The organism is Paractinoplanes deccanensis (assembly GCF_016862115.1).
In the GTDB taxonomy this organism is placed as follows: Bacteria; Actinomycetota; Actinomycetes; order Mycobacteriales; family Micromonosporaceae; genus Actinoplanes; species Actinoplanes deccanensis.
In genome coordinates, this window is the sequence record NZ_BOMI01000061.1 from 14,392 (window position 1) to 34,048 (window position 19,657).

Annotated in this window: 13 protein-coding genes; 4 read left to right on the forward strand and 9 right to left on the reverse strand. The window is 72.0% G+C overall.

Features of this window, described 5'->3' with window-relative positions:
- Positions 1-26: 26 nt before the first annotated feature.
- On the forward strand, positions 27-692 hold the full coding sequence (locus Ade02nite_RS15915) for a helix-turn-helix transcriptional regulator (protein ID WP_203763006.1): 666 nt from the start codon (positions 27-29) through the stop codon (positions 690-692).
- Here the strand turns inward: Ade02nite_RS15915 and Ade02nite_RS15920 are convergent.
- Entirely contained in the window at positions 667-3,078 is a 2,412-nt protein-coding gene (locus tag Ade02nite_RS15920; RefSeq protein WP_203763055.1) for a transglycosylase domain-containing protein, read from the reverse strand. The two genes, Ade02nite_RS15915 and Ade02nite_RS15920, sit on opposite strands and share 26 nt — an antisense overlap.
- Before the next feature lie 57 nt (positions 3,079-3,135).
- Entirely contained in the window at positions 3,136-3,573 is a 438-nt protein-coding gene (locus Ade02nite_RS15925) for a helix-turn-helix domain-containing protein (RefSeq protein WP_203763009.1), read from the reverse strand.
- 95 nt (positions 3,574-3,668) lie between these two features.
- Between Ade02nite_RS15925 and Ade02nite_RS15930 the strand changes: the two genes are divergently transcribed.
- Both Ade02nite_RS15930 and Ade02nite_RS15935 read left to right on the forward strand, forming a co-directional pair.
- Positions 3,669-4,484 (forward strand): class I SAM-dependent methyltransferase, encoded by an 816-nt coding sequence (locus Ade02nite_RS15930; RefSeq protein ID WP_203763012.1) that lies wholly within the window; start codon positions 3,669-3,671, stop codon positions 4,482-4,484.
- Between the two features lie 395 nt (positions 4,485-4,879).
- Positions 4,880-6,337 carry a UxaA family hydrolase gene (locus Ade02nite_RS15935; protein ID WP_203763015.1) on the forward strand — a complete coding sequence of 486 codons (1,458 nt, stop codon included), beginning with the start codon at positions 4,880-4,882 and terminating at the stop codon, positions 6,335-6,337.
- A gap of 45 nt (positions 6,338-6,382) precedes the next feature.
- On the opposite strand, the gene Ade02nite_RS15940 is transcribed toward Ade02nite_RS15935, so the two are convergent.
- The 7 genes from Ade02nite_RS15940 to lexA all read right to left on the reverse strand — a co-directional run bounded on the left by Ade02nite_RS15940 (position 6,383) and on the right by lexA (position 16,694).
- Positions 6,383-7,432 (reverse strand): LacI family DNA-binding transcriptional regulator, encoded by a 1,050-nt coding sequence (locus Ade02nite_RS15940; RefSeq protein ID WP_203763017.1) that lies wholly within the window; start codon positions 7,430-7,432, stop codon positions 6,383-6,385.
- Between the two features lie 23 nt (positions 7,433-7,455).
- Entirely contained in the window at positions 7,456-9,507 is a 2,052-nt protein-coding gene (locus tag Ade02nite_RS15945; RefSeq protein ID WP_203763020.1) for a sensor histidine kinase, read from the reverse strand.
- Positions 9,508-9,544: 37 nt separating this feature from the next.
- Entirely contained in the window at positions 9,545-10,732 is a 1,188-nt protein-coding gene (locus Ade02nite_RS15950; RefSeq protein WP_203763058.1) for a PP2C family protein-serine/threonine phosphatase, read from the reverse strand.
- Between the two features lie 18 nt (positions 10,733-10,750).
- The gene (locus tag Ade02nite_RS15955) at positions 10,751-11,173 is read right to left on the reverse strand and encodes an ATP-binding protein (RefSeq protein WP_203763023.1); all 423 of its coding nucleotides are present in this window, start codon (positions 11,171-11,173) and stop codon (positions 10,751-10,753) included.
- Positions 11,174-11,282: 109 nt separating this feature from the next.
- Positions 11,283-13,883, reverse strand: a complete 2,601-nt coding sequence (locus Ade02nite_RS15960; protein ID WP_203763026.1) for an amidohydrolase family protein — start codon at positions 13,881-13,883, stop codon at positions 11,283-11,285.
- Positions 13,883-15,973, reverse strand: a complete 2,091-nt coding sequence (locus tag Ade02nite_RS15965; RefSeq protein ID WP_203763029.1) for a P-loop NTPase family protein — start codon at positions 15,971-15,973, stop codon at positions 13,883-13,885. Before Ade02nite_RS15965 ends, Ade02nite_RS15960 begins: the two co-directional genes overlap by 1 nt.
- Before the next feature lie 79 nt (positions 15,974-16,052).
- On the reverse strand, positions 16,053-16,694 hold the full coding sequence (lexA, locus tag Ade02nite_RS15970; RefSeq protein ID WP_203763032.1) for a transcriptional repressor LexA: 642 nt from the start codon (positions 16,692-16,694) through the stop codon (positions 16,053-16,055).
- A 206-nt stretch (positions 16,695-16,900) separates the two neighbouring features.
- Between lexA and Ade02nite_RS15975 the strand changes: the two genes are divergently transcribed.
- On the forward strand, positions 16,901-19,633 hold the full coding sequence (locus tag Ade02nite_RS15975; protein WP_239168790.1) for a helix-turn-helix transcriptional regulator: 2,733 nt from the start codon (positions 16,901-16,903) through the stop codon (positions 19,631-19,633).
- Positions 19,634-19,657: the final 24 nt, after the last annotated feature.

Below are 19,657 nucleotides of genomic sequence, written 5' to 3' on the forward strand. Positions count from 1 at the left end.
CGGGCGGGCCTCGCTAGGGTCGGATCGTGCAGACCGTCGTCCAGGAGCCCGAGGTCGCCACCGCGGTCGTCCTTCGCGTGACGGGCGAGGGCGAGAGGGACCTCATCGTGACCGGGCCGCGCACCCGGGGCCGCTACCACCCGGCCCGGCCGTCGACCGTGTGTGTGCGGGTGCCGCTGCTGCCCGGTCAGGCGCGGGCCGTGCTCGGGGTGTCCGCCTCCGACCTGGTCGACCGTGCCGTACGGCTGACCGATCTTTGGGGTGAGGCCGGGCGACGGCTCACCGGGGACGTGGCGGCGGCGGGTGATCCGGGGGCGGTGCTGGCGGCCGCGCTGGCCGGGCCCGGCGGCGACCCGGCCCTGACCGTCGCGATGCGGGCGCTCGCCGAGTCGGCGCCGATCGACGAGGCGGCCGGCCGGGCGGGGGTGAGCGAGCGCTATCTGCGGACCCTGTTCGCCCGCGAGGTCGGGTTGTCGCCGAAGCACTTCGCGCGGATCAGCCGGGTGCGGCGAGTGCTGGCCATGGCCGGCCGGGAACGGTGGGCGACCGTCGCCGCGCGGGCCGGCTACTTCGACCAGGCCCACATGATCGGCGACTTCCGGCGGCTGATGGGAGTCACGCCCGGCGCGTACCTGTCCGGCCGCCTGCCGCCCGTGACTCCCTGCCTCAGTCTCCGGGGCCCGGCGGGGTGATGATCGGCGGGAAGCCGGGGAGCGTGGGCCTCGGGCCGGGCTGCCCGGCGCCCTTGCCGTTGCTCACCTCGATCACCACGATGCCGCCCTTGACCGTGCGGCCGCTCGGGCTCGTGCCGGCCGCGGTGCCGGGCGGGCACGACGAGTCGGTGTCGCGGCCGATGTAGACCCGGAAGCCCAGGTCTTCGATGCGGTCGCGGGCCGAGTCGAGCGGGTCGCAGGTCACGTCCGGGATGCGCCGCTGGTCGCCGTACGCGATCTTGCGGCTCTCGGGGCGTTTGAACTGCACGGACGGCTTGCCCTCCATGTAGTCGCCCAACGTGCGATAGACGGCGGGGTTGACCTGGGCGTGCCTGAGCCTGTCGCGGTGGTTCTGGTAGTCGGGGTTGACCAGGTAGCCGGCCACCACCAGCGACGTGGTGCCGGCGATCAGCGAGGCCGTGCGGTCGCGGTCGGTCGTGCCGGTCTTGCCGAAGACCGGGTGGCCGACCACGTCGCGCGTCTGCGGGGCCGTCGCGCCGTTGCAGCTGCCCAGCCGGGCCGAGTCGCCCACCGGGCAGCGGGTCGCGTCGAGCGCCGCCCGCGCCACGTCCGCGCTGGTCGCGCGGTTGCACTGCGGCTTGCCGATGTCGAGCTTCTGGCCGTCCTTGGTGACGATCTGCTCGATCGGCGTCGGCTCGCAGTGCATGCCGTCGCCGGCGAGGGTCGCGTACGCGTTCGCCATGTCGAGCGGTGTCGTCGCCGAGACGCCCAGCGTGAACGCGCCCCACTGGTGGCTGTAACCCGGCGAGGCCAGCTTCGCGTCGCTCGGCGCGCGGAACTTGATGCCGAACCGCTTGGCGACGTCGACCACCTTGTCGGCGCCGACCTGCTCCTCCAGCGGCACGAAGTAGGTGTTGATGGACTTGCCGAAGGCGGTCCACATGTTGAAGACGCCCTCACCGCCGCCGCCCGAGTTGCCCGGGCACCAGAAGTGGGTGCCCTCGCAGGCCGAGTCGTTGCGCGAGCTGATGATGTAGCCCGACTTGTACCGTTTCTCGGTCTTGATGGGGTACGCGAGCGGGAAGCCCTTCTCGAGCGCGGCCACCATCGTGAACATCTTCATGACCGAGCCGGCCTGATATCCGGTGATGTCGCCGCCCCCGGTGAGCAGCGGGTTCGTCGTGTTCGGATAGGTGCCGCGGATGCCGCGCTTGCGCTTGGACGGGTCGGAGTTCATGGAGTTCTTCGACTCGTCGAGCTTGTAGCGGCGGTTCGCGGCGAGCAGGCGCACCTTGCCGGTGCCCGGCTGTACGGCCGCGAGCAGCAGCGCGTTCTCGTCCCGCTCCGAGATCAGCTCGGCGATGCGCAGGCGCGCCTGCCGCTGCGCCTTGACGTCGATCGTCGTGGTGATGCGGTAGCCGCCGCTCTTGAGGCGGCGCTCCCGGTCGTACGCCGTCGCGCCGAACTCCTCACGCTCCATCCACCACCGGTAGAAGAAGTCGCAGAAGAAACCCCACTCGTTGCGCGCCACCGACACACAGCCGTTGCCGAGCGGCCTGACCGTGCGCGGGATCGCCTCCTTGATCGCCTTGTCGGCCTGCGCCTGGGTGATCGCGCCCATCTCGACCATGCCGGGGATCACGTACGCGTCGCGCCGCTGCTTGATCGCCTTGTAGCCCTCGGGATTCGTCGGATCGTACGCGGAAGGGGCCTTGACGACCGCGGCGAGCAGCGCGGCCTGGCCGATCGTGAGGTCCTTGGGCCGCTTGTTGAAGTAGACCTGGCTGGCCGCGAAGATCCCGTACGTCTGCTTGCCGAACGGCGCGATGTTCAGGTAGCGCTCGAGGATCTCGTCCTTGGTCAGCTCCTTCTCGACCTGCATCGCGTACTTCATCTCGGTGACCTTGCGCTTCGGCGTGTCCTCGGTGGCGTCGACGACCTCCTGCGGGCTGGTCGCCGAGTAGGCGAGCGACATCCGCACCCATTGCATCGTGATCGTCGAGGCGCCCTGCTTGGACTTGCCGTTGTTGTTGTTCACCAGCGCGCGGGCCACGCCCTTGAGATCGACGCCGTTGTGGTTGTAGAACTCGCGGTCCTCGGCGGCCACCATGGCGTCGCGCATGAATTTCGAGATGTCGCGGAGCCGTACGTCGCTGCGGAACTCGTCGTAGAACTGCGCGAGCACGGTCTTGTTGTCGGACGCGTAGGCACGGGTGATCTGGGGTGAGCTGAACGCCTTGAGCTCGCTGGGCAGGCTCGCGAAGGTCTCGCCGCCCGCCTTGGCGGCCAGCCCCGACATGGCCACGACCGGGAAGGCGGCCGCCGCGACGACGACCCCGGCGAGCAGACCGCAGAGCAGGAACGCGAACCCGTTGAAGAAAATATTGTGATCGCGCCGCCGCATCCAGGAACTCACAGAACCACCACCCGTGACTAGGCGTCGAGCCGCGTCAATCAAACCTCATTTTGTCAAGCTGCGCTTCCCCCGAAAAGGAGCAATTCGGCCCGCGTACGGATGCGCGAGCGCCTCCCGGAAAGTCGGGCACTCCGCGTGGCTCGGCGCCGTGCAGGCAGCGGTGTGCTCCAGGGCGTCGCGCAGGGCGGTCAGCTCGCCGATGGTCCGGGTGAGCTCGCCGGCCTTGGCGGCGAGCATGCCCCGGTCGAGCCCCGGCGCATCGTCCGGATCGGACGGAATGAGGCGCGCGATCTCGTCGAGCGAGAACCCGGCGGAGCGCCCCAGCGTGATCAGCGCCAGCCGTTGCAGCACGCCGGAATCGAACTGGCGCCGCAGCCCGCGCCGCCCGGTGGGGCTGATCAGGCCCTTCTCCTCGTAGTAACGCAGCGCGGAGACGGACACGCCGGAACGGCGGGCCACCTCGCCGATGTCCAGATCTGCCATCGCGGGTCCTCCTCGGCCGGCCTCCTTGACCTCAAGGGGGCTTGAGGTGGAACGGTGGCACCGATGACGCCGGAGGGCAAGGACGGGAGAGAATCGTGGATCGTGCGCAGGAGCAGGTGGCCCGCTGGAACGGGCCGAGCGGCCGCGCCTGGGTCGACTCGCAGGCCACGCTGGACGCGCTGTTCAAACAGCTGGAGAACGCTCTCGTCGAAACGGTCCCGCCGGGCCGGGTGCTCGACGTCGGCTGCGGCACCGGAGGCACGACGGCGGCGGTGGCCGAACGCCTCGGCCCGCATGGCAGCGCGGTCGGCGTGGACATCTCGGCCCCGATGATCGAGGCGGCCCGCAACCGGGGCGTTGCCCGGACGAGCTTCATCGAGGCCGACGCGCAGGAGTACGCGTTCGAGCCCGCCTCGTTCGACACGGTGATCTCGCGCTTCGGCGTCATGTTCTTCGCGGACCCCGTGCGAGCGTTCACCAACCTGCGCCGCGCGACAAAGGCCGGGGGAGGGGCCCGCCTGATCGTCTGGCGCGCCCTGGAGGACAACCCGTTCATGACGACGGCCGAACGAGCAGCCGCCCCGCTGCTGCCCGAGTTGCCGCCCCGGGTGGCCGACGCACCGGGCCAGTTCGCCTTGGCCGACCCGGACCGCGTCCGCGGCATCCTGACCGACGCCGGCTGGACGAAGGTGAGTCTCGACCCGCTGGACGCCGACTGCACGATGCCCGAATCCGAACTGATCGGCTACTTCACCCGGCTGGGCCCGGTCAGCCAGCTCCTCCCGGCGATCCCCGAGCCGAGACGTTCCGAGATCGTCAGAACCGTCCGGGCCGCCTTCGAACCCTTCGTGCACGGTTCCGAGGTCCGCTTCACCGCGGCTTGCTGGCTGATCACCGCCGAGGCGCGATAGCGCCGCGCCGCACCTCACCCGCGGCCCGGAGCTGTCGCTTCCGCAGGACTCGGAACGGAATCTTGAAGTGCTGTGCCTTGGTGGCTCATCCGCGGCTATCCCGCGGAATGGAATGTTCCGTTCCCTCCGGGCGCTCCGTGAGCCGGTCGTGTCAGCGGAACGGATTGTTCCGTTCCGTCGTCAACGCGAGGAGGCCGTAATTGCCGGTGACGGGGTCGGGCGCGCCGTGGCCGTGGCTGCTGGTGGCGGGGCCGACGCGCTTACGGCTGTGGCTGCCGAGGCGAGCCCCACTCGCTCCGGCCGTGGCTGCCGGACGCGCTTCAGCTCTGCCGCTCGCGGAGTCGCGACGGTAGCCTTGCAAACGTTCCCGCAAATTTCGAGGACGGCGGCTGTCGATGGATGTCCTGCTGCTTCACCCGGATGACGATGTCGCCGTGACGCTGCGGGCGACGGCTGAGGTGCCGCAGGGGCACAAGGTCGCGGTGCGCGACATCGGCGCCGGGGCGGAGGTGCGCAAGTACGGGCAGGTCATCGGGCGCGCCACGCGGGCGATCCGGCCGGACGAGCACGTGCACACCCACAACCTGGCGTACGAGGCGGTCGAGCACGCGTACGAGTTCGGGACCGCCCGGGTGAGCATCCCGGCCGCGGCCGAGACGCGGACGTTCGAGGGCTATCACCGGGCCGACGGGCGGGTCGGCACGCGGAACTACGTCGGCGTTCTCACCTCCGTGAACTGCTCGGCCTCGACCGCTCGCATGATCGCCGACCAGTTCCGCGGGGCGGTGATGGACGCCTACGCGAACGTCGACGGGGTCGTGGCGCTCACCCACGACTCGGGCTGCGGGCTGGTGCCGGCCAGCGAGGGCGGCCGGATCCTCCAGCGCACGCTGCGCGGCTACGCGGCCCACCCGAACGTCGGCGCGCTGCTCGTGGTGGGGCTCGGCTGCGAGATGATCGCGGCGGACAGCCTGCTGCCCGGGTCGGAGGACACCCTGGTCGAGCGCCTGATCATCCAGGAGCAGGGCGGCATTCGCGCGACCGTGCGGGCGGGCGTCACCGCCGTACGGCATCTGATCGAGGAACTCGACCAGCGCAAGCGGCGGACGGCCCCGGCCTCGAAGCTGATCCTCGGCCTCAACTGCGGTGGCTCCGACGGCTATTCGGGCATCACCGCCAACCCGGCGCTCGGGTACGCCTCCGACCTGCTCGTCGCCCAGGGCGCCACGACGGTTCTCGCCGAGACGCCGGAGGTCTTCGGCGCCGAGCATCTGCTCACCCGCCGCGCGGTCAGCCCCGAGGTGGGCCGGCGCCTGATCGACCGGATCGGCTGGTGGCACGACTACATGCGGGCCGGCGGGGGCACCCTCGACAACAACCCGTCGCCCGGCAACAAGCAGGGCGGTCTCACCACGATCCTGGAGAAGTCGCTCGGCGCCGTCGCGAAAGGAGGCACGGCCGAGCTCAGCGCCGTCTACGAGTACGCCGAACAGGTCACCGCGCGCGGCTTCACCTTCATGGACACGCCCGGCTACGACCCCGTCTCGGTGACCGGCCTGGTCGCCGGCGGCGCGACGGTCGTCTGCTTCACCACCGGGCGCGGCTCCGTGCTCGGCACCAAGCCCGTCCCGACGATCAAGATCGCCACCAACACCGAGATGTACGAGCGCATGCGCGAGGACATGGATCTCGACGCCGGGGCGATCGCGTCGGGAGCGGCCACCGTGGAAGGGATCGGTGAGCGGATCTTCGAGCTGGTCCTCGACGTCGCGTCCGGCCGCGCGACCGTCAGCGAGGAGCTCGACCTCGGCCGCGACGAATTTGTCCCGTGGCAGTTGGGAGCCGTCACCTGAGAGCCACCCGTGAGCCGCCGGCTGTCCGTGAGCTGCCGGCCGCCGTCAGCTCGAGGAGTGCGGCCCGGCAGAGGACTGCGGCCCGGCAGAGGACTGCGGCCCGGCAGCGGAGTGCGGCCCGGCAGAGGAGAGCGGCCCGGTAGAGGCGCGCACCACCAGCCCGGTAGGCAGGGTCACCTCGGGATCGCGGATCTCCGCGGGCGGCCGCCCCGGCGCGCCGATGCGGCGCAGCAGCAGCTCCAGCGCGACCTCGCCGGCGCGGTCCTTCGGCACGGCGACCGTGGTCAGCGGCGGATGGCTCATCGCCGCCAGGCTGATGTCGTCGTAGCCGGCCACGCTCATCCGCTCCGGCACGGCCACGCCCCGGGTCGCGAGCCGGTGCAGCAGGCCGATCGCCACCAGGTCGTTGTAGGCGAGCACCGCCGTCACCGGCTCGGCCAGCACGAGGTCGCCCGCCGCCACGCCGCCGTCGAAGGTGGGCGCCACCGCGCCGATGCGCAGCACGTCCGCGGGCAGGCCGGCGAGGCGCTGCCGGGAGGCCCACGAGTCGTCCGGCCCGGCGAGGAACGCGACGCGCCGGTGGCCGAGAGCCGTCAGGTGGCCGATCGCCTGCCGGGCGCCGCCGGCGATGTCGGCGGCCACCGAGAGCAGGCCCGGCACCCGGCGGTGCACCAGCACCGTGGAGCTCGGGTCGGCCACCTCCAGGAGCTCCGCGTCGGTCGTGCGCGGCGAGCAGAGCAGCAGCCCGTCGGTGGTGCGCCCGAGCGAGGCGATCGCCTCCAGCTCGGCGGCAGGGTCCTCGTCGGTGTCGGTGATGAAGACGCCGCAGTCCGCGGCCCGCGCCCGCGCGGTCACGCCCTTGGCCACGTCGGCGAAGAACGGGTTGCGCAGGTCCGGAACGATCAGGCCGAGGTTGCCGGTGCGGCCGGTGATGAGGCCGCGCGCCGTGCGGTTGGGGCGGTAGCCGAGCCGTTCGGCCGCTGCCATGACGGTCTCGCGGGTGGCCGGGCTGACGCTGCCGCCGGTGAGGGCACGCGAGACCGTCGAGACCGACACCCCGGCTGCCTCGGCGACATCGTGGACGGTCGTACGCACGCGCCGAGCATAGAGGGACCGGCTCAGCTCGCCGAGGTGCTGCGCGGCGAGGTCACCCGCTTCGTGTCGTCGGCGCGCGGCTCGTACGGGTGCGGCACGGTGACCAGGAACGCGGCGCCGCGCGGCCGGTTGGGCTGGTACGAGACGTCCAGGCCGCCGGCCTGGGCGAGCTGGCGCACCAGGTAGAGCCCGAGCCCCGTACCGCTGGTCGTGGTGGCGACGCCGCTCTCGGCGCGGGCGAAGCGGTCGAACAGGTGCTCCACGAACGCCTCCGGCACACCCTCGCCCTCGTCGGCGACCTTGATCTCGACGTGCCGGCGCCGGTTGGTGACGGTCACCGTGACCGGCGGCTCGCCGTACTTGGTCGCGTTGGCCAGCAGATTGCCCAGGATGAGCTGGAGGTGCTTCGGATCGGCGAACCCGTAGATCTCGTCGGGCGCCACCACGGCCACCTGCTCGCCGGCGGCCGCGGCGCGCACCAGGTGCGCCAGGTCGACCCGGACCGGGCGGGCCGCCAGCGCGCCGGCGTCCACCTGAGCGAGGGTGAGGATGTCGGTGACCAGCTCGCTGGCGCTGTGGCCGGCCGCGGTCATCCGCCGTACGTCATGGAGCTTGTCCTCGGCCGGCGACTCGTCCCAGTCGTCGAGCAGCAGCTCACCCAGGCCGATGATCCGGCTCAGCGGCTGGCGCACGTCGTGGCTGAGCATCGCCATCACGTCGCCGAGGTGCGCGTTCACCCGTTGCAGCTGCTCGGCGCGCTCGGCCAGCTCCGCCTCGTCGGCGCGCCGGGCCTCCTCCATCGCGCGGCGCTCGGTCGTGTCGACGATCTGCATGGCGAAGTACTGCGGATGGCCCTCGTTGTCGCGCAGCAGCGCGGCGGTGACCGAGGCGTCGATGGTGCGGCCGTCCGCGTGCACGTACCGCTTCTCCACGTCGAACCCGTCGATGCGGCCGGCCAGGCAGTCGCGGATGAGCCCGGCCGCGCGCCCCCGGTCGTCCGGATGGGTGATCTCGTCGGTGCGGCGGCCGATCAGGTCCTGCTCGTCGCGGCCGAAGAGCTGGCAGGCGGCCGGGTTGACGCGCACGTACCGGCCCTCGGTGTCGGTCAGCGTCATGCCGATCCGGGAACCGTCGAAGACCTTGCGGAAGCGGTCCTCGCTGAGCCGCAGGTCCTGGCGGCTGCGCCGGGCCCGGCCCGCGGCGGCCACCACCAGCAGGCCCACGACGGCCGCGCCGACCAGCGCCGCTCGGCCGGCGATCTCGTTGCCCGCCAGCGACGCGAAGAGCACCTCCTCGCGCACCGCCGCCGACAGCCGCCACGGCGTGCCCTCGATCGGGGTGGAGGAGTAGCGCCACCACTTCCCGCCGGCCTCGTAGCGGCCGCTCTCGTGCTGCCGCAGCGCCGCCGCGAGCGGCTCGTTCTCGCCGGCCAGCGTCGGCACCTCGCCGTTGAGCTGGCGATTGGCGGCGACGAGGCTGCCGTTGCCGTCGACGAGCTGCACCTGGGCGTCCTGATACGTCAGGGTGCTGGACAGGTACGACGAGAGCGGGCTGTCCCGGATCTCCACGGCGCCGGAGAAGACACGCCGCCCGGACGTGGTCTGGTACGGCACGGCGAACGCGACCACCGGCACCCCGCGCACGGCCGACCGCACCACCGGCGACACCGCCGGGCGGTTCTCGTTGAGCGCCGTCCACAGGTGGCCGTACCGGCCGGACAGGTCCTTGCCGATGACCGTCGGGTCGTGCGGCGCCGTCTGGATCGCCCGGCCCTTGGCGTCGAGCAGGACGGCGGCCGGATAGCCGAAGCCGGCGACCGCCCTGGCGAAGTCGCGCTGATCCACTGTCGCATCGCTGAGCGACGCGCGCGCCTGCACCCGTTCCCGGTCGATCAGATCGGCGGTGTACGTGGTGACGAAGTCGCCGATGAGCCCGACGCGCAGGGTGAAGCGCTGCGCCATCGACTGACGGCTGTCGTACTGCTGCCAGAACAGCACCGTGGTCCCCACCGCCACCAGCACCAGCCAGATCAGCAGCGGGATCAGCGCGGGCCTGATCCTGCGTGCGAACCTCACGCTGTCTGATCGGCCGATTCGCCGGCTTGCTGAGCGCCTATTTGCGGTGCACCGCGAGCACCGCGATGTCGTCGGTGGGCTGGTCGGGACCGACGCTGGTCATCACCTCGGAGCAGACGATCTCGGGGGCGGCGGGCCGGACCACCTCGATGAGCGCCTCGATGCCGGCGTCGATGATCCGGTCACGGCGCTCGATCAGCCCGTCCGTGTAGCACAGCACGAGCGCCTTCGGCGGCAGCTCGATCGAGGTGCAGCGGCGCTCCCGCACGCCGGCGACGCCCAGCGGCGCGTCCACGGGCATGTCCACCAGCCCGGTGGCGCGGCCCGGCACGGCGATGACCGGCCGCAGATGCCCCGCGGAGGACAGCCGGATCGTCGCCTGGCCGGGCGCGATCGTCGCGTACAGGGCGGTGGTGAGGCTGCCCGCCTCGAAGTGCCGGACCTTGCGGTCCAGCAGGGTGAGGACCTCGGCGGGATCGTCGCTCATCAGCGTGTACGCCCGCAGGGCCGACCGCACGCGCCCCATCACCACCGCGGAGGCCAGCCCGTGGCCGGAGACGTCGCCGATGACCAGCCCCAGGCTCCCCGAGGGCAGGCGGAACACGTCGTACCAGTCGCCGCCCAGCCCGAACTCGTGGCCGGGCACGTAGCGGGCCGCGAGCGAGAGGCCGGGCAGCTCGGGCAGGACTGGGGGCAGCAGGCTGCGCTGGAGGGCGAGCGCCGCGGCCTGGTCGAGCTTGCGGGCCCGGATCTGCCCGGCGGCGCCGGCCCGGTCGGCCGCCACCTCGAGCAGCCGCACGTCGTCCGGGGTGAACTGCCGGGGCGTGCACGTGCCCACGTGCAACACTCCGATGATCTCGCCGGCGGCCAGCATCGGCACGCCGAGCAGTGATCGGACGCCTTTCTCGATGAGCACCGGGCTGACCACGTCGTCCGCCGTCACGTCCTGAAGCACCAGGGGCCGGCGCCCCTGGGCGACCCGCCCGGCGAACCCCCGGCCCATCGGCACCCGGATGCCCTGGCGAATCTCCTGCTCCAGCCCCTTGGCGGCGGTGGCCACGAGCTGCTGAGCATGCGAGTCGAGCAACATGATGGCCGCGGTGTCGGCCTCGAGCAGATCACGCACCCGGTCGAGCAACTCGTCGAGCAGATCGGAGACGTCGAGCCGTGACAGGGCGGCGTCGGTGACCGCTTCCAGGCGGCGCAGCCGCTCGTCGTCACGCATCGCCCCCACGGGCCAACCCTAGTGGCAGGCACCCCCGGAAGCGGAGCCGGGAAGTGTGAACCGCGCCCAGACGTGTTTCCCGCCCACCGCCGGATACCACCCGACGTCCTGCGCCAGATTCTCCGCCAGCCGCAGCCCCAGCCCACCCGTGCGCCGCGGCCGCCGCACATCCACCGAGGGCCGCCCGTCCGGGTCCCGGTCCGCCACGTCGACGATGACGGACCCGTCGTCGCGCATCAGCTTCACCACGGCCTGCGACCGAGCGTGCCGCAGCGCGTTCGACGCCAGCTCGGTCGCCACGACCAGCACGGTCTCGTCCCCCGGCACGACGGCGACCCGCCGCAGCTCGGCCCGCAGAACCCGCAACTCCACCGGTTCCCCGACCGTCCACCGGCCGACCTCCTCGGCCACCACCGGCTCACTGATCCGCCACCCCGTCATGCACAGGTAGTGCCCATTCGCAGGGCGGACGAAGCGCTTCACCCCCTGCTCGCACTGGTCACGGCCGTCACATCACCCGTACGGGTGGCCGCCCGGCCGCCGCGTGGCTTCAGAGAGCCGGCGGCTCCGGTGGCCGGGGATTGGTCAAGCCGAACACCTCCTGGACCTGCCCGGCCTCGACGGCGAACTGCCGTTCCATGCCGGTGCGGCGCACGCCGTCCAGCCAGCTCATGGCCTCCGAGTCGGTGAGGCCGGCCATCACGAGCGCGTCGAGAAGGAGTTGGTACTCCTCCGGGAGACGACTGTCGAAAACGAGGGGATCGTCGGAGCCCACCGTGATCGCGAGGGGCGGCAGGTCCGCTCTCGGACGAGGCGGGCGCAGTCGCCACAGCGGGTGACGCACCAGATCGCCGAGGTCCCCGATCAGCAGGTTCGAGGTGGGGTTGATCTCGATGGCGAGTGATCGGCCGGCTACCTCCGCGCGGACTCCCTCCTGCAGCCGGGCGGCGGCCTCCACCTCCTCAGCCGCCTCGACCCAGATGGCGGTGCGTCCACGGCGGAAGAGCTGACTGTCTTGCAGATAGCGCACGAGGCGGCCTTGCCCGTCAGCGCGGGGTGCCGGTGCGCTGCTGTTCGGAAACCCCGCTGCGCGCAGTTTGTCCTCGTCGGCGAGGTCCGCCTGAAGATGCAGGACGTCCAGCGGCCCCAGGGTTTCGGCGAACCACCGATGAGTGAGGTCCTTGACCTGACGTTCGATGTAAGCCAGCCGGGCAGCATCGCATCCGCTGCCACGCCGGGTCCACCATCCCCATTCCCACGCCAGATCGAGCACGCGGTCCTCTACCGGCATGGCGATCCGCCCGGCTTTGGCAGCCCACACCGCGGGGTCGACGCCGAGCGCGACCGCATGCCCGAGACGATCCCCCTCCCCGAGGTCCAGCAGCTGAACCGCGTCATCGATGTTCCGCAGGCCCGTGAGCAGGTGGGTGAAGTCCTCGCCCACATGAACGGTCGTCTGCAGCGGCGGAGGCTCGGCCTCGCCGCGATAGCGGAGATAACGGCTCCCGTCCCCGGCCGCCTGCCGGACGTGCCGCACCAGAGGGCGCAGCACCCATGTCGGCACGGCGAGCTCGTCCGAGCAGATGTCCAGGGCGCGGACCACGAACTGGGTCCGTGGCCAGCGTTGCAGGACCTTGGCGAGGCTCATGGCCGTAGCCTGCTGGCCGGTGAAGAACCGTCCGTACCGGCGGCCCGTCGGGTTGCCCGCCGGATCGGCTTCGCCGCCCGCTCCCAGGGCTGCCGGACGTCCCTTCTCGGCGCCTCCGCCGCGATACTTGACGAAGTGGAACACCAGAGCGAGTTTCGGCTCCGGGTCACGGGCGGCGCGTTCGGTGACCGCCTTGATCCAGGAGCGGATCTCGTCGACGTCCCTTTCCGGGCTGGTGCGCATCTCCAGTGACGCCAGCCCCAGATCCGTGCCGGAAGTGTCCCGAGCCGCAGCGACCATGAGCCGTGGGTCCACGGATCCGCGGACGGCCGACATGCGTGAGTAGAACCTGATGAACCACGCGAGCCCGGGGGTGAGGGGCCGCTGGGTCAGATGACGGTAGAACTGCGTTCGGACTCGTACCGTCTGCCAGAAGAGACGTGCCGCCAGGTCGTCCGGCTGTCCGCCGCGTGCGCGGAGGTCGAGATAGCGGCACATCTCGCCGACGAACCGTTGTTCCGCGGTCCCGCCGGACCCGCGAGGCAGCCAGGACTCGACCGGATCGAGGTCGTGCACGGCGGCGAGATCCAGTGGCCGGCTTCGGGCAGGCGGACCGGAAAGCGCCGACAGAGCCGCGCGCAGCGGTGCGATCGCGGCCTCGGCGAAGACGCCCGAAGCCAGTTCCTGCAGCGCCGTGAGGATGAGCGAGAACGTCGTCGCGCCGGCGGCCCGCATGATCCTGCCCCGGAATCTTTCCCCGTGAAGGTAGTCCGCGAGGGACCCCCGCTCCCCGCAGGCACGAAAGCCGCTCAGCACCGTCCGGCCCAGGGCGGCCCGCACCAGACGTCCCATGAGGTCCTGGCCCTCGGACGCCACCGCTCCCGGAGCGCGGAGATCCCGTATCTCCGCCGCCGGGTCGGCGACCCGTGCCATGGTCATCGCCCACACGGCCGGGAAGCTGAGCGAAGCCCCGACGTGCAGGTGTGTCTCGGCGAATCCGGCACGCAGGAGGTGGCGGACGGAGGGACTGAAGAAGTCGAGGTGGGGCAGCCAGTCGGCCGTTCCCACCACGGCGAGGAGCAGGTCGGTCGGCAGGGCCAGGCTGCGCCATCGCCAGGACTGCCGGTGGTGCCCGTTGCCCGGGCTGATCGAGTAGGGACTGGTCGGCGGCGCCGGGCGGTGCAGCCGGACGCCGCCCCCCGACGCGGTCAGGAGCTCGTTGGTGGTCGCGCGCAACTGGTCCTGCAGCGACAACACCCCGTTGCCGCCGCCGCCGAACCAGCAGAGATCGCGCATGGCGATCAGCTCGTCGAGGGAGATGCCGGGCGCCGATGACAGCAGGTCGGACTCGGCGGACCGCCACAAGGACGCCGTGGGGGCCGACATGCTCGGATCGAGATGCGTCACCGGGTTCGTGAAGGCCGCCTCGGAGGCCAGCGGATAGGCGATGAGTTCCGAGAGCAGGTGGTCGAAAGGCAGTTGCGAGGCCCGGTGAAGGGCCATCAGGAATCGCGTCCTCGTGGATAGGGGCGAACAGTCCACTCGCGCAGGCTTTCCTGGCGGTGCTCCGGGTGGAGGGCTATGTTGTCCTCCCGCCGTTGCTGGATGGCCGACAGCAGCTGAACGGGAACGAGGTGGGGGTGTGCGTCATGCAGGCCCATCTCCGGCGTACACAGCCAACCGACAGCGACCAACCATTCGTCCACAAGAGGTGTGGGCGGCAGATCGTGCAGCATCTCGCCGAGCGGCTCCCAACCGGAAGGGACTCGAGGAAGCCGGTTGGGGGTGACTCGTTCCTCGAACACCGCCTCCTGCAGCAGTGCTGTCATCGCGGCGACCCACGCTCCGTGCTCCGGCGCCGGAAATTTCCGCCAGGTCCGCTCGGCCGCCGCGAGGACCTGTGCAGCCCGCTGGTAGCCCCACAACGTGGTGTGGGTGAGCATCGGCCAGTCGATGCGAACGGTCTGACGAGGGTCGTCGCCGAGGGCGCTGCCCGGGCCCGCGTTCGCGGCGATTTCGGTTTGCCGCAGCGACGGCACGCTGAAGTGAACGCCGCGATCGAAGACGGATTGCGGGCCCGCGCCGATCAGGTCGATGCCGGCCATGACCAGGGCGGAACTTTCCCTATCCATCGGCCGTTCGCTCTGGTCGAGCACCCGCCAGTCCCGGATCGTGGCCGATCGGGTGGACATTCGATCTACGCGCCTGGATGAGGACCAGGACAGATCGGGAATGACGATCGGCGAACCGGTATGGGAAGGATCCCTCATCGCCGGGTTGCGGAGTCGCTGCTGCACCACTGAGCGAAGGCCGTTGCCGGCTTGCCCGCGGCCCTCCTTCGCGGCCTGGTGAAGGTCGACAAGTTCGCGAACAGTGACCCTCAGGAAGCTCGGCCAGCCTCCGATCTGCGGTTTGTCCGCATCAAGACGCGGCAGGAGCAGCTCCGGGCCGCGCAGGGTGACCGTGGGCTCCGTCGACAGCCCGAGCTCGTCGCGTGCCACGACCACTTCACCGAGCACCGCGCGCAGGGGAGGAGCATCCGGGTCGCCCAGGGGCCGGAAATTGAGCGCTTCCTCCGGTTCGACGCGGCTGAGCTGCACACGCTGCTGGAGCGGTAGGTGCTTGCGCATCGCGTTCTCGGCGAGCGACACCGTCTGCCAGATCTCCGGCTCGGTGAGAGAGGTGGGGCTCGCCAGGCCGGCGAGATCGCTGCGGTACTTCAGCTCCAGGATCATCTGGACCAGGTCCTGATCCGCGATCAGCAGCACGCAAAGGTGCGGCGACTGAGCGGCCCGGAGCAGCTCGAGCATCGGAACGCAGGCCGACGGGTTCAGGTCGAGGTCGTCAACGGGCAGCACGAACAGCGGTGCCGTGTAGTTGGTCATCGCGGCCAGCAGGTCGCTGACCCTGGCGAGGACGCGGACGAAGCGTTCGTTGAAGCCGACCCGTTCCCGTTCGGCGCGATGCACCTCTGCGGCAAAGGTGTCCGGGTCGAGGCTGCTCGCCCGCCGCGAGAGGTCGCTGTCGAAGGTCAGCGCGACCGTGGTCTGCAACCGGCGCAGCTCGTCCATCGCCGAGTGGAAGTCGTAGCTCGGGCTGAGCAGGCCGGGCGTCGCTCCGGACGGCGGCGATCCGATGAGCTCGGACACCACTGCCTCGACGCGGGCCAGCACACTGCCGAGGAGGCTGGTGGAGGCGGGAAGCGGCTCCATGTCGACCGTGTCGAGCCAGATCAATCGCCGGCGCAGTTCGGTCAGGCGGCCGGCGGTCTCCGCCGGCATGTCCACGGAGATCTGCGATGCCGGCGGCTCGGTCAGCGCTCGTGCCAGCGACAGCATCAGGGTGGTCTTGCCGGTGCCGCGCTGGCCGCTGACCAGGACGGTGCGGCTGGTCCTGTTCAACTCCAGGAACGGGCGCACGCGTCCCGGATGTACCCCGCCGAGTTCGCTCGTCGCCCCGGTGGCACCCGTGCCCTGGGCCGCCGCGGCGAGGATGTCGACGACGCGCCGGAAACCCTCCTGCTGCCGGCTGTCCAACTCGGTGTAGAGCGCGGGGCGAGCCTCCGGGCGAAGGGAGGGACGCTGTGGTTCCATGCGGATGGCTACCTTCGGTATCGGCGCTGATACGACCACGCACCGTATCAGGGGCCCACGTGATCAGGCCCTCGGCGGCTCAGGTGCGGCGCAGGACGGACACGACCTTGCCGAGGATGACGGCGCGGTCGCCGTCGATGGTGTCGTAGGCCGGGTTGCGGGGCTCGAGGATCACATGGCCGGCGCGGCGGCGGTAGACCTTGACGGTGGCCTCGTCGTCGATCATGGCGGCCACGATGTCGCCGTTGTAGGCCTCCTGCTGGTGTTTGACGATGACCAGGTCGCCGTCGCAGATGGCGGCGTCGATCATGGAGTCGCCGCGGACGCGGAGGCCGAAGAGGGTGCCGCGGCCGACCAGGTCGCGGGGGAGCGGGATCACCTCGTCGGAGTTCTGCTCGGCGAGGATCGGGGTGCCGGCGGCGATGTCGCCGAGGACCGGCACGCCCACCGTCGTCGTCTCGGTGCGCTGGTGCGGGGCGGGCCGCAGGAACATGCGGACGTCGACCGGGCGGGTGGCTCGGCCGCGGCGCAGGAAGCCGTACTCCTCCAGGACGCGCAGGTGGCGGCTGACCGTCGAGGTGGAGGCCAGGCCGATCGCGTCGGCGATCTCGCGGGTCGACGGGGAGTAGCCGTGCCGCAGCGCCCACTTCTGGATCACGGAGAGGATCTGGCGTTGCCGCTCGTTCAATGTCGACGTGTCGAGGCCCTCATCCGCTAGCACCCCGTGATCTTGCCTTATCGCCGTCGCCGCCGCGAGGCGGCTCGCCGGGACGGTGCGGGTAGCGGCGCAGCAGCCACGCCTGCCGGGCGAGCGTGCCGGAACAAGAGCACGGTAGCGCCGCCGGGCAACCGCTACCGGTTAGCCGGTAGCGCGGGAGTCGGGCTGGCCTCGATGCGCGGATCCGCCGGTTTGCCGAGGATGTTGACATGATGCTGGTCAAAACGGGCGGGCCCGAGCTGCGGGGCCGTCAGCGGGAGCAGCGCGAGCTCGATCGTCTGCTGCGGGAGGTGCGCGACGGGCACAGCCGGGCGCTGGTGCTGCGCGGCGAGGCCGGCGCGGGCAAGACGGCGCTGCTGCACCACCTGGCCGGGTCGGCCGACGGCGTGCGGGTGCTGCGCGCGTCCGGCGTGGAATGCGAGTCGGAGATCGCCTGCTCGGCCCTCCAGCAGCTGTGCGCGCCGCTGCTCGGCGACCTCGACCGGCTGCCGGAGCCGCAGCGGGCGGCGCTGAGCGTGGCCTTCGGGCAGCGCGCGGGGGAGACGCCCGAGCTGCTCGTGCTCGGCATGGCGACGCTCGGGCTGCTGGCCGGGGCCGCCCGCCGGCAGCCCGTGGTGTGCCTGGTCGACGATGTGCAGTGGCTCGACCGGCTGTCGGGCCTGATCCTGGCGTTCGTCGCGCGCCGGCTGGAGAGCGAGGCGCTCGGTCTGGTCTTCGCCGCCCGCGACCCGTCCGGCGAGCCGATCCTTACCGACCTGCCCGAGCTGCGCGTCGAGGGGCTGCCGGAGCCGGACGCCCGGGCGCTGCTCGACTCGGTGCTGACCGGGCCGGTCGACTCCCGCGTACGGGACCGGATCCTCGCCGAGACGCGGGGCAACCCGCTCGCTCTGCTGGAGCTGACGCGCGGTCTGTCCCCGGCCGAGCTGGCGTTCGGCTTCGGCGGATGCGGCACGGCGCCGCTGGAGAGCCGCGTCGAGCAGGGCTTCCGGCGGCGCATCGCCGCGCTGCCCGCCGAGACGCGGAAAGTGCTGATCACCGCGGCCGTGGAGCCGGTCGGCGACGTGCTGCTGCTGCGGCGCGCGCTGGAGCGGATGGGCGCCGGGCCGGATGCGGCCGCGCCCGCCGAGATCGACGGTCTGATCGAGATCGGTACGGCGGTACGGTTCGCGCATCCGCTCGTGCGCTCGGCCGCCTGGCGCTCCGCCGACCTGTCCGAGCTGCGCGAGGCGCACCGGGTGCTCGCCGAGGTCACCGACGCGGAGCGCGACCCGGACCGCCGGGCCTGGCACCGCGCGCACGCCACCGCCGGGCCCGACCAGGAGGTGGCCGCCGAGCTGGAACGGTCCGCCGGGCGGGCCCTCGCGCGCGGCGGCCGCTCGGCCGCCGCGGCCTTCCTGGAGCGCGCCGCCGAGCTGACCAGCGACCAGCGGCGCCGGGGCGCGCTGCTCGTGGCCGCCGCCGGCACCCGCGCGCACGCGGGGTCGTACGCCCTCGTCCCCGACCTGCTGGCCGCCGCGGAGATCGGCCCGCTGAGCGACCTCGAACGGGCCCAGGCCGAACGCCTGCGCGCCCAGGTCTCCTTCGCCGTCACGCACGGCCGCGAGGCGGGACCGGCGCTGCTCGCCGCGGCCGGCCGGCTGCGGAGCCTCGACCCCGTGGCGGCGCGCGACACCTACCTGTCGGCGGTCGGCGCCGCCCTCTACGCCGGCCGCCTCGGCGGCGACGACCTGCGCCGCACGGCCGAGCAGGCGAGAGACGCGGTCATCGGGGAGTCGTTTCGCGACCTGCTGCTCGCCGGCCTGGTCGGCTGGGCCCTCGACGGGCGGGACGCGGCCCTGCCGCTGCTCGGCCGGGCGCTCGACGCGATGACCGAGCCGGAGGACATCGCCCTGGTCTGGCTGGCCTCCCCGGTCGCGCACGAGCTGCACCGCATGGCCGACGCCGACCGGATGAGCGAGCGGGCGGTCGCGTTCGCCCGCGACACCGGCTCGCTCTCGCTGCTGCCGACGGCCCTCGCGCTGAGATCCAGGAGCCTGCTGTACGCGGGGCGCCTCGCCGACGCCGCCCGGCTGCTCGACGAGGCCGACGCGGTCGTCCGGCTCACCGGCGGATCGGTGATGCAGCCGACCGGCCTGGTGCTCGCCGCCTACCGGGGCCGCGAGCAGGAAGCCCTCGACCTCATCGAGGCGAGCCTGCGCGACGCCGCCGCGTGGGACGACGGCCGCCGGCACACGATCGCCGCACACGCCAAGGCGGTGCTCCACAACGGACTCGGCAACCACCGGGCCGCGCTGGAGGCCGCCCGCGACAGCGCCGCGCACCCCGACCTCGGGCTGCGCCAGTGGGGCCTGCTCGAGCTGGTCGAGGCGGCCACGTACGCGGGTGAGCCCGCGACGGCGGCCGGCGCCCGCGAATCGCTGACCCGCTGGACGCACGGCCTCGGCACACCGTGGGCGCGGGGCCTGCGCGCGCTCGCCGACGCGCTGGCCGGGCCGCGCGAGCGGGCGGAGGAACGCTTCCGGGACGCGGTCGAGGACCTGTCGGCGTCCTCGACGGCGCTGGAGGGCCACCGGGCCCACCTGCTCTTCGGCGAGTGGCTGCGCCGGGCCGGGCGCCGCTCCGAGGCCCGGGTGCACCTGCGGACGGCGTACGAGGCGTTCCGGGCGATGGGCGCCGAGGGCTTCGCCGAGCGGGCCTGCCGGGAGCTCGCGGCGACGGGCGGCGGGGCGACAATCTCGCGGCGGGTGGCCGATCCGCGTACCGGCGAAAGCCTGACCCCGCAGGAGGGCACGATCGCCGGACTGGCCGTGCAGGGCCGCACCAACGTCGAGATCGCCGGGTCGCTGTTCCTCAGCCCGCGCACTGTCGAATGGCACCTGCGCAAGATCTACACCAAGCTCGGCATCGCGTCGCGCAGGGAGCTGACCGCGGCGCTCGGCTGAGGGCATCGCCAGATGTCGATCGAG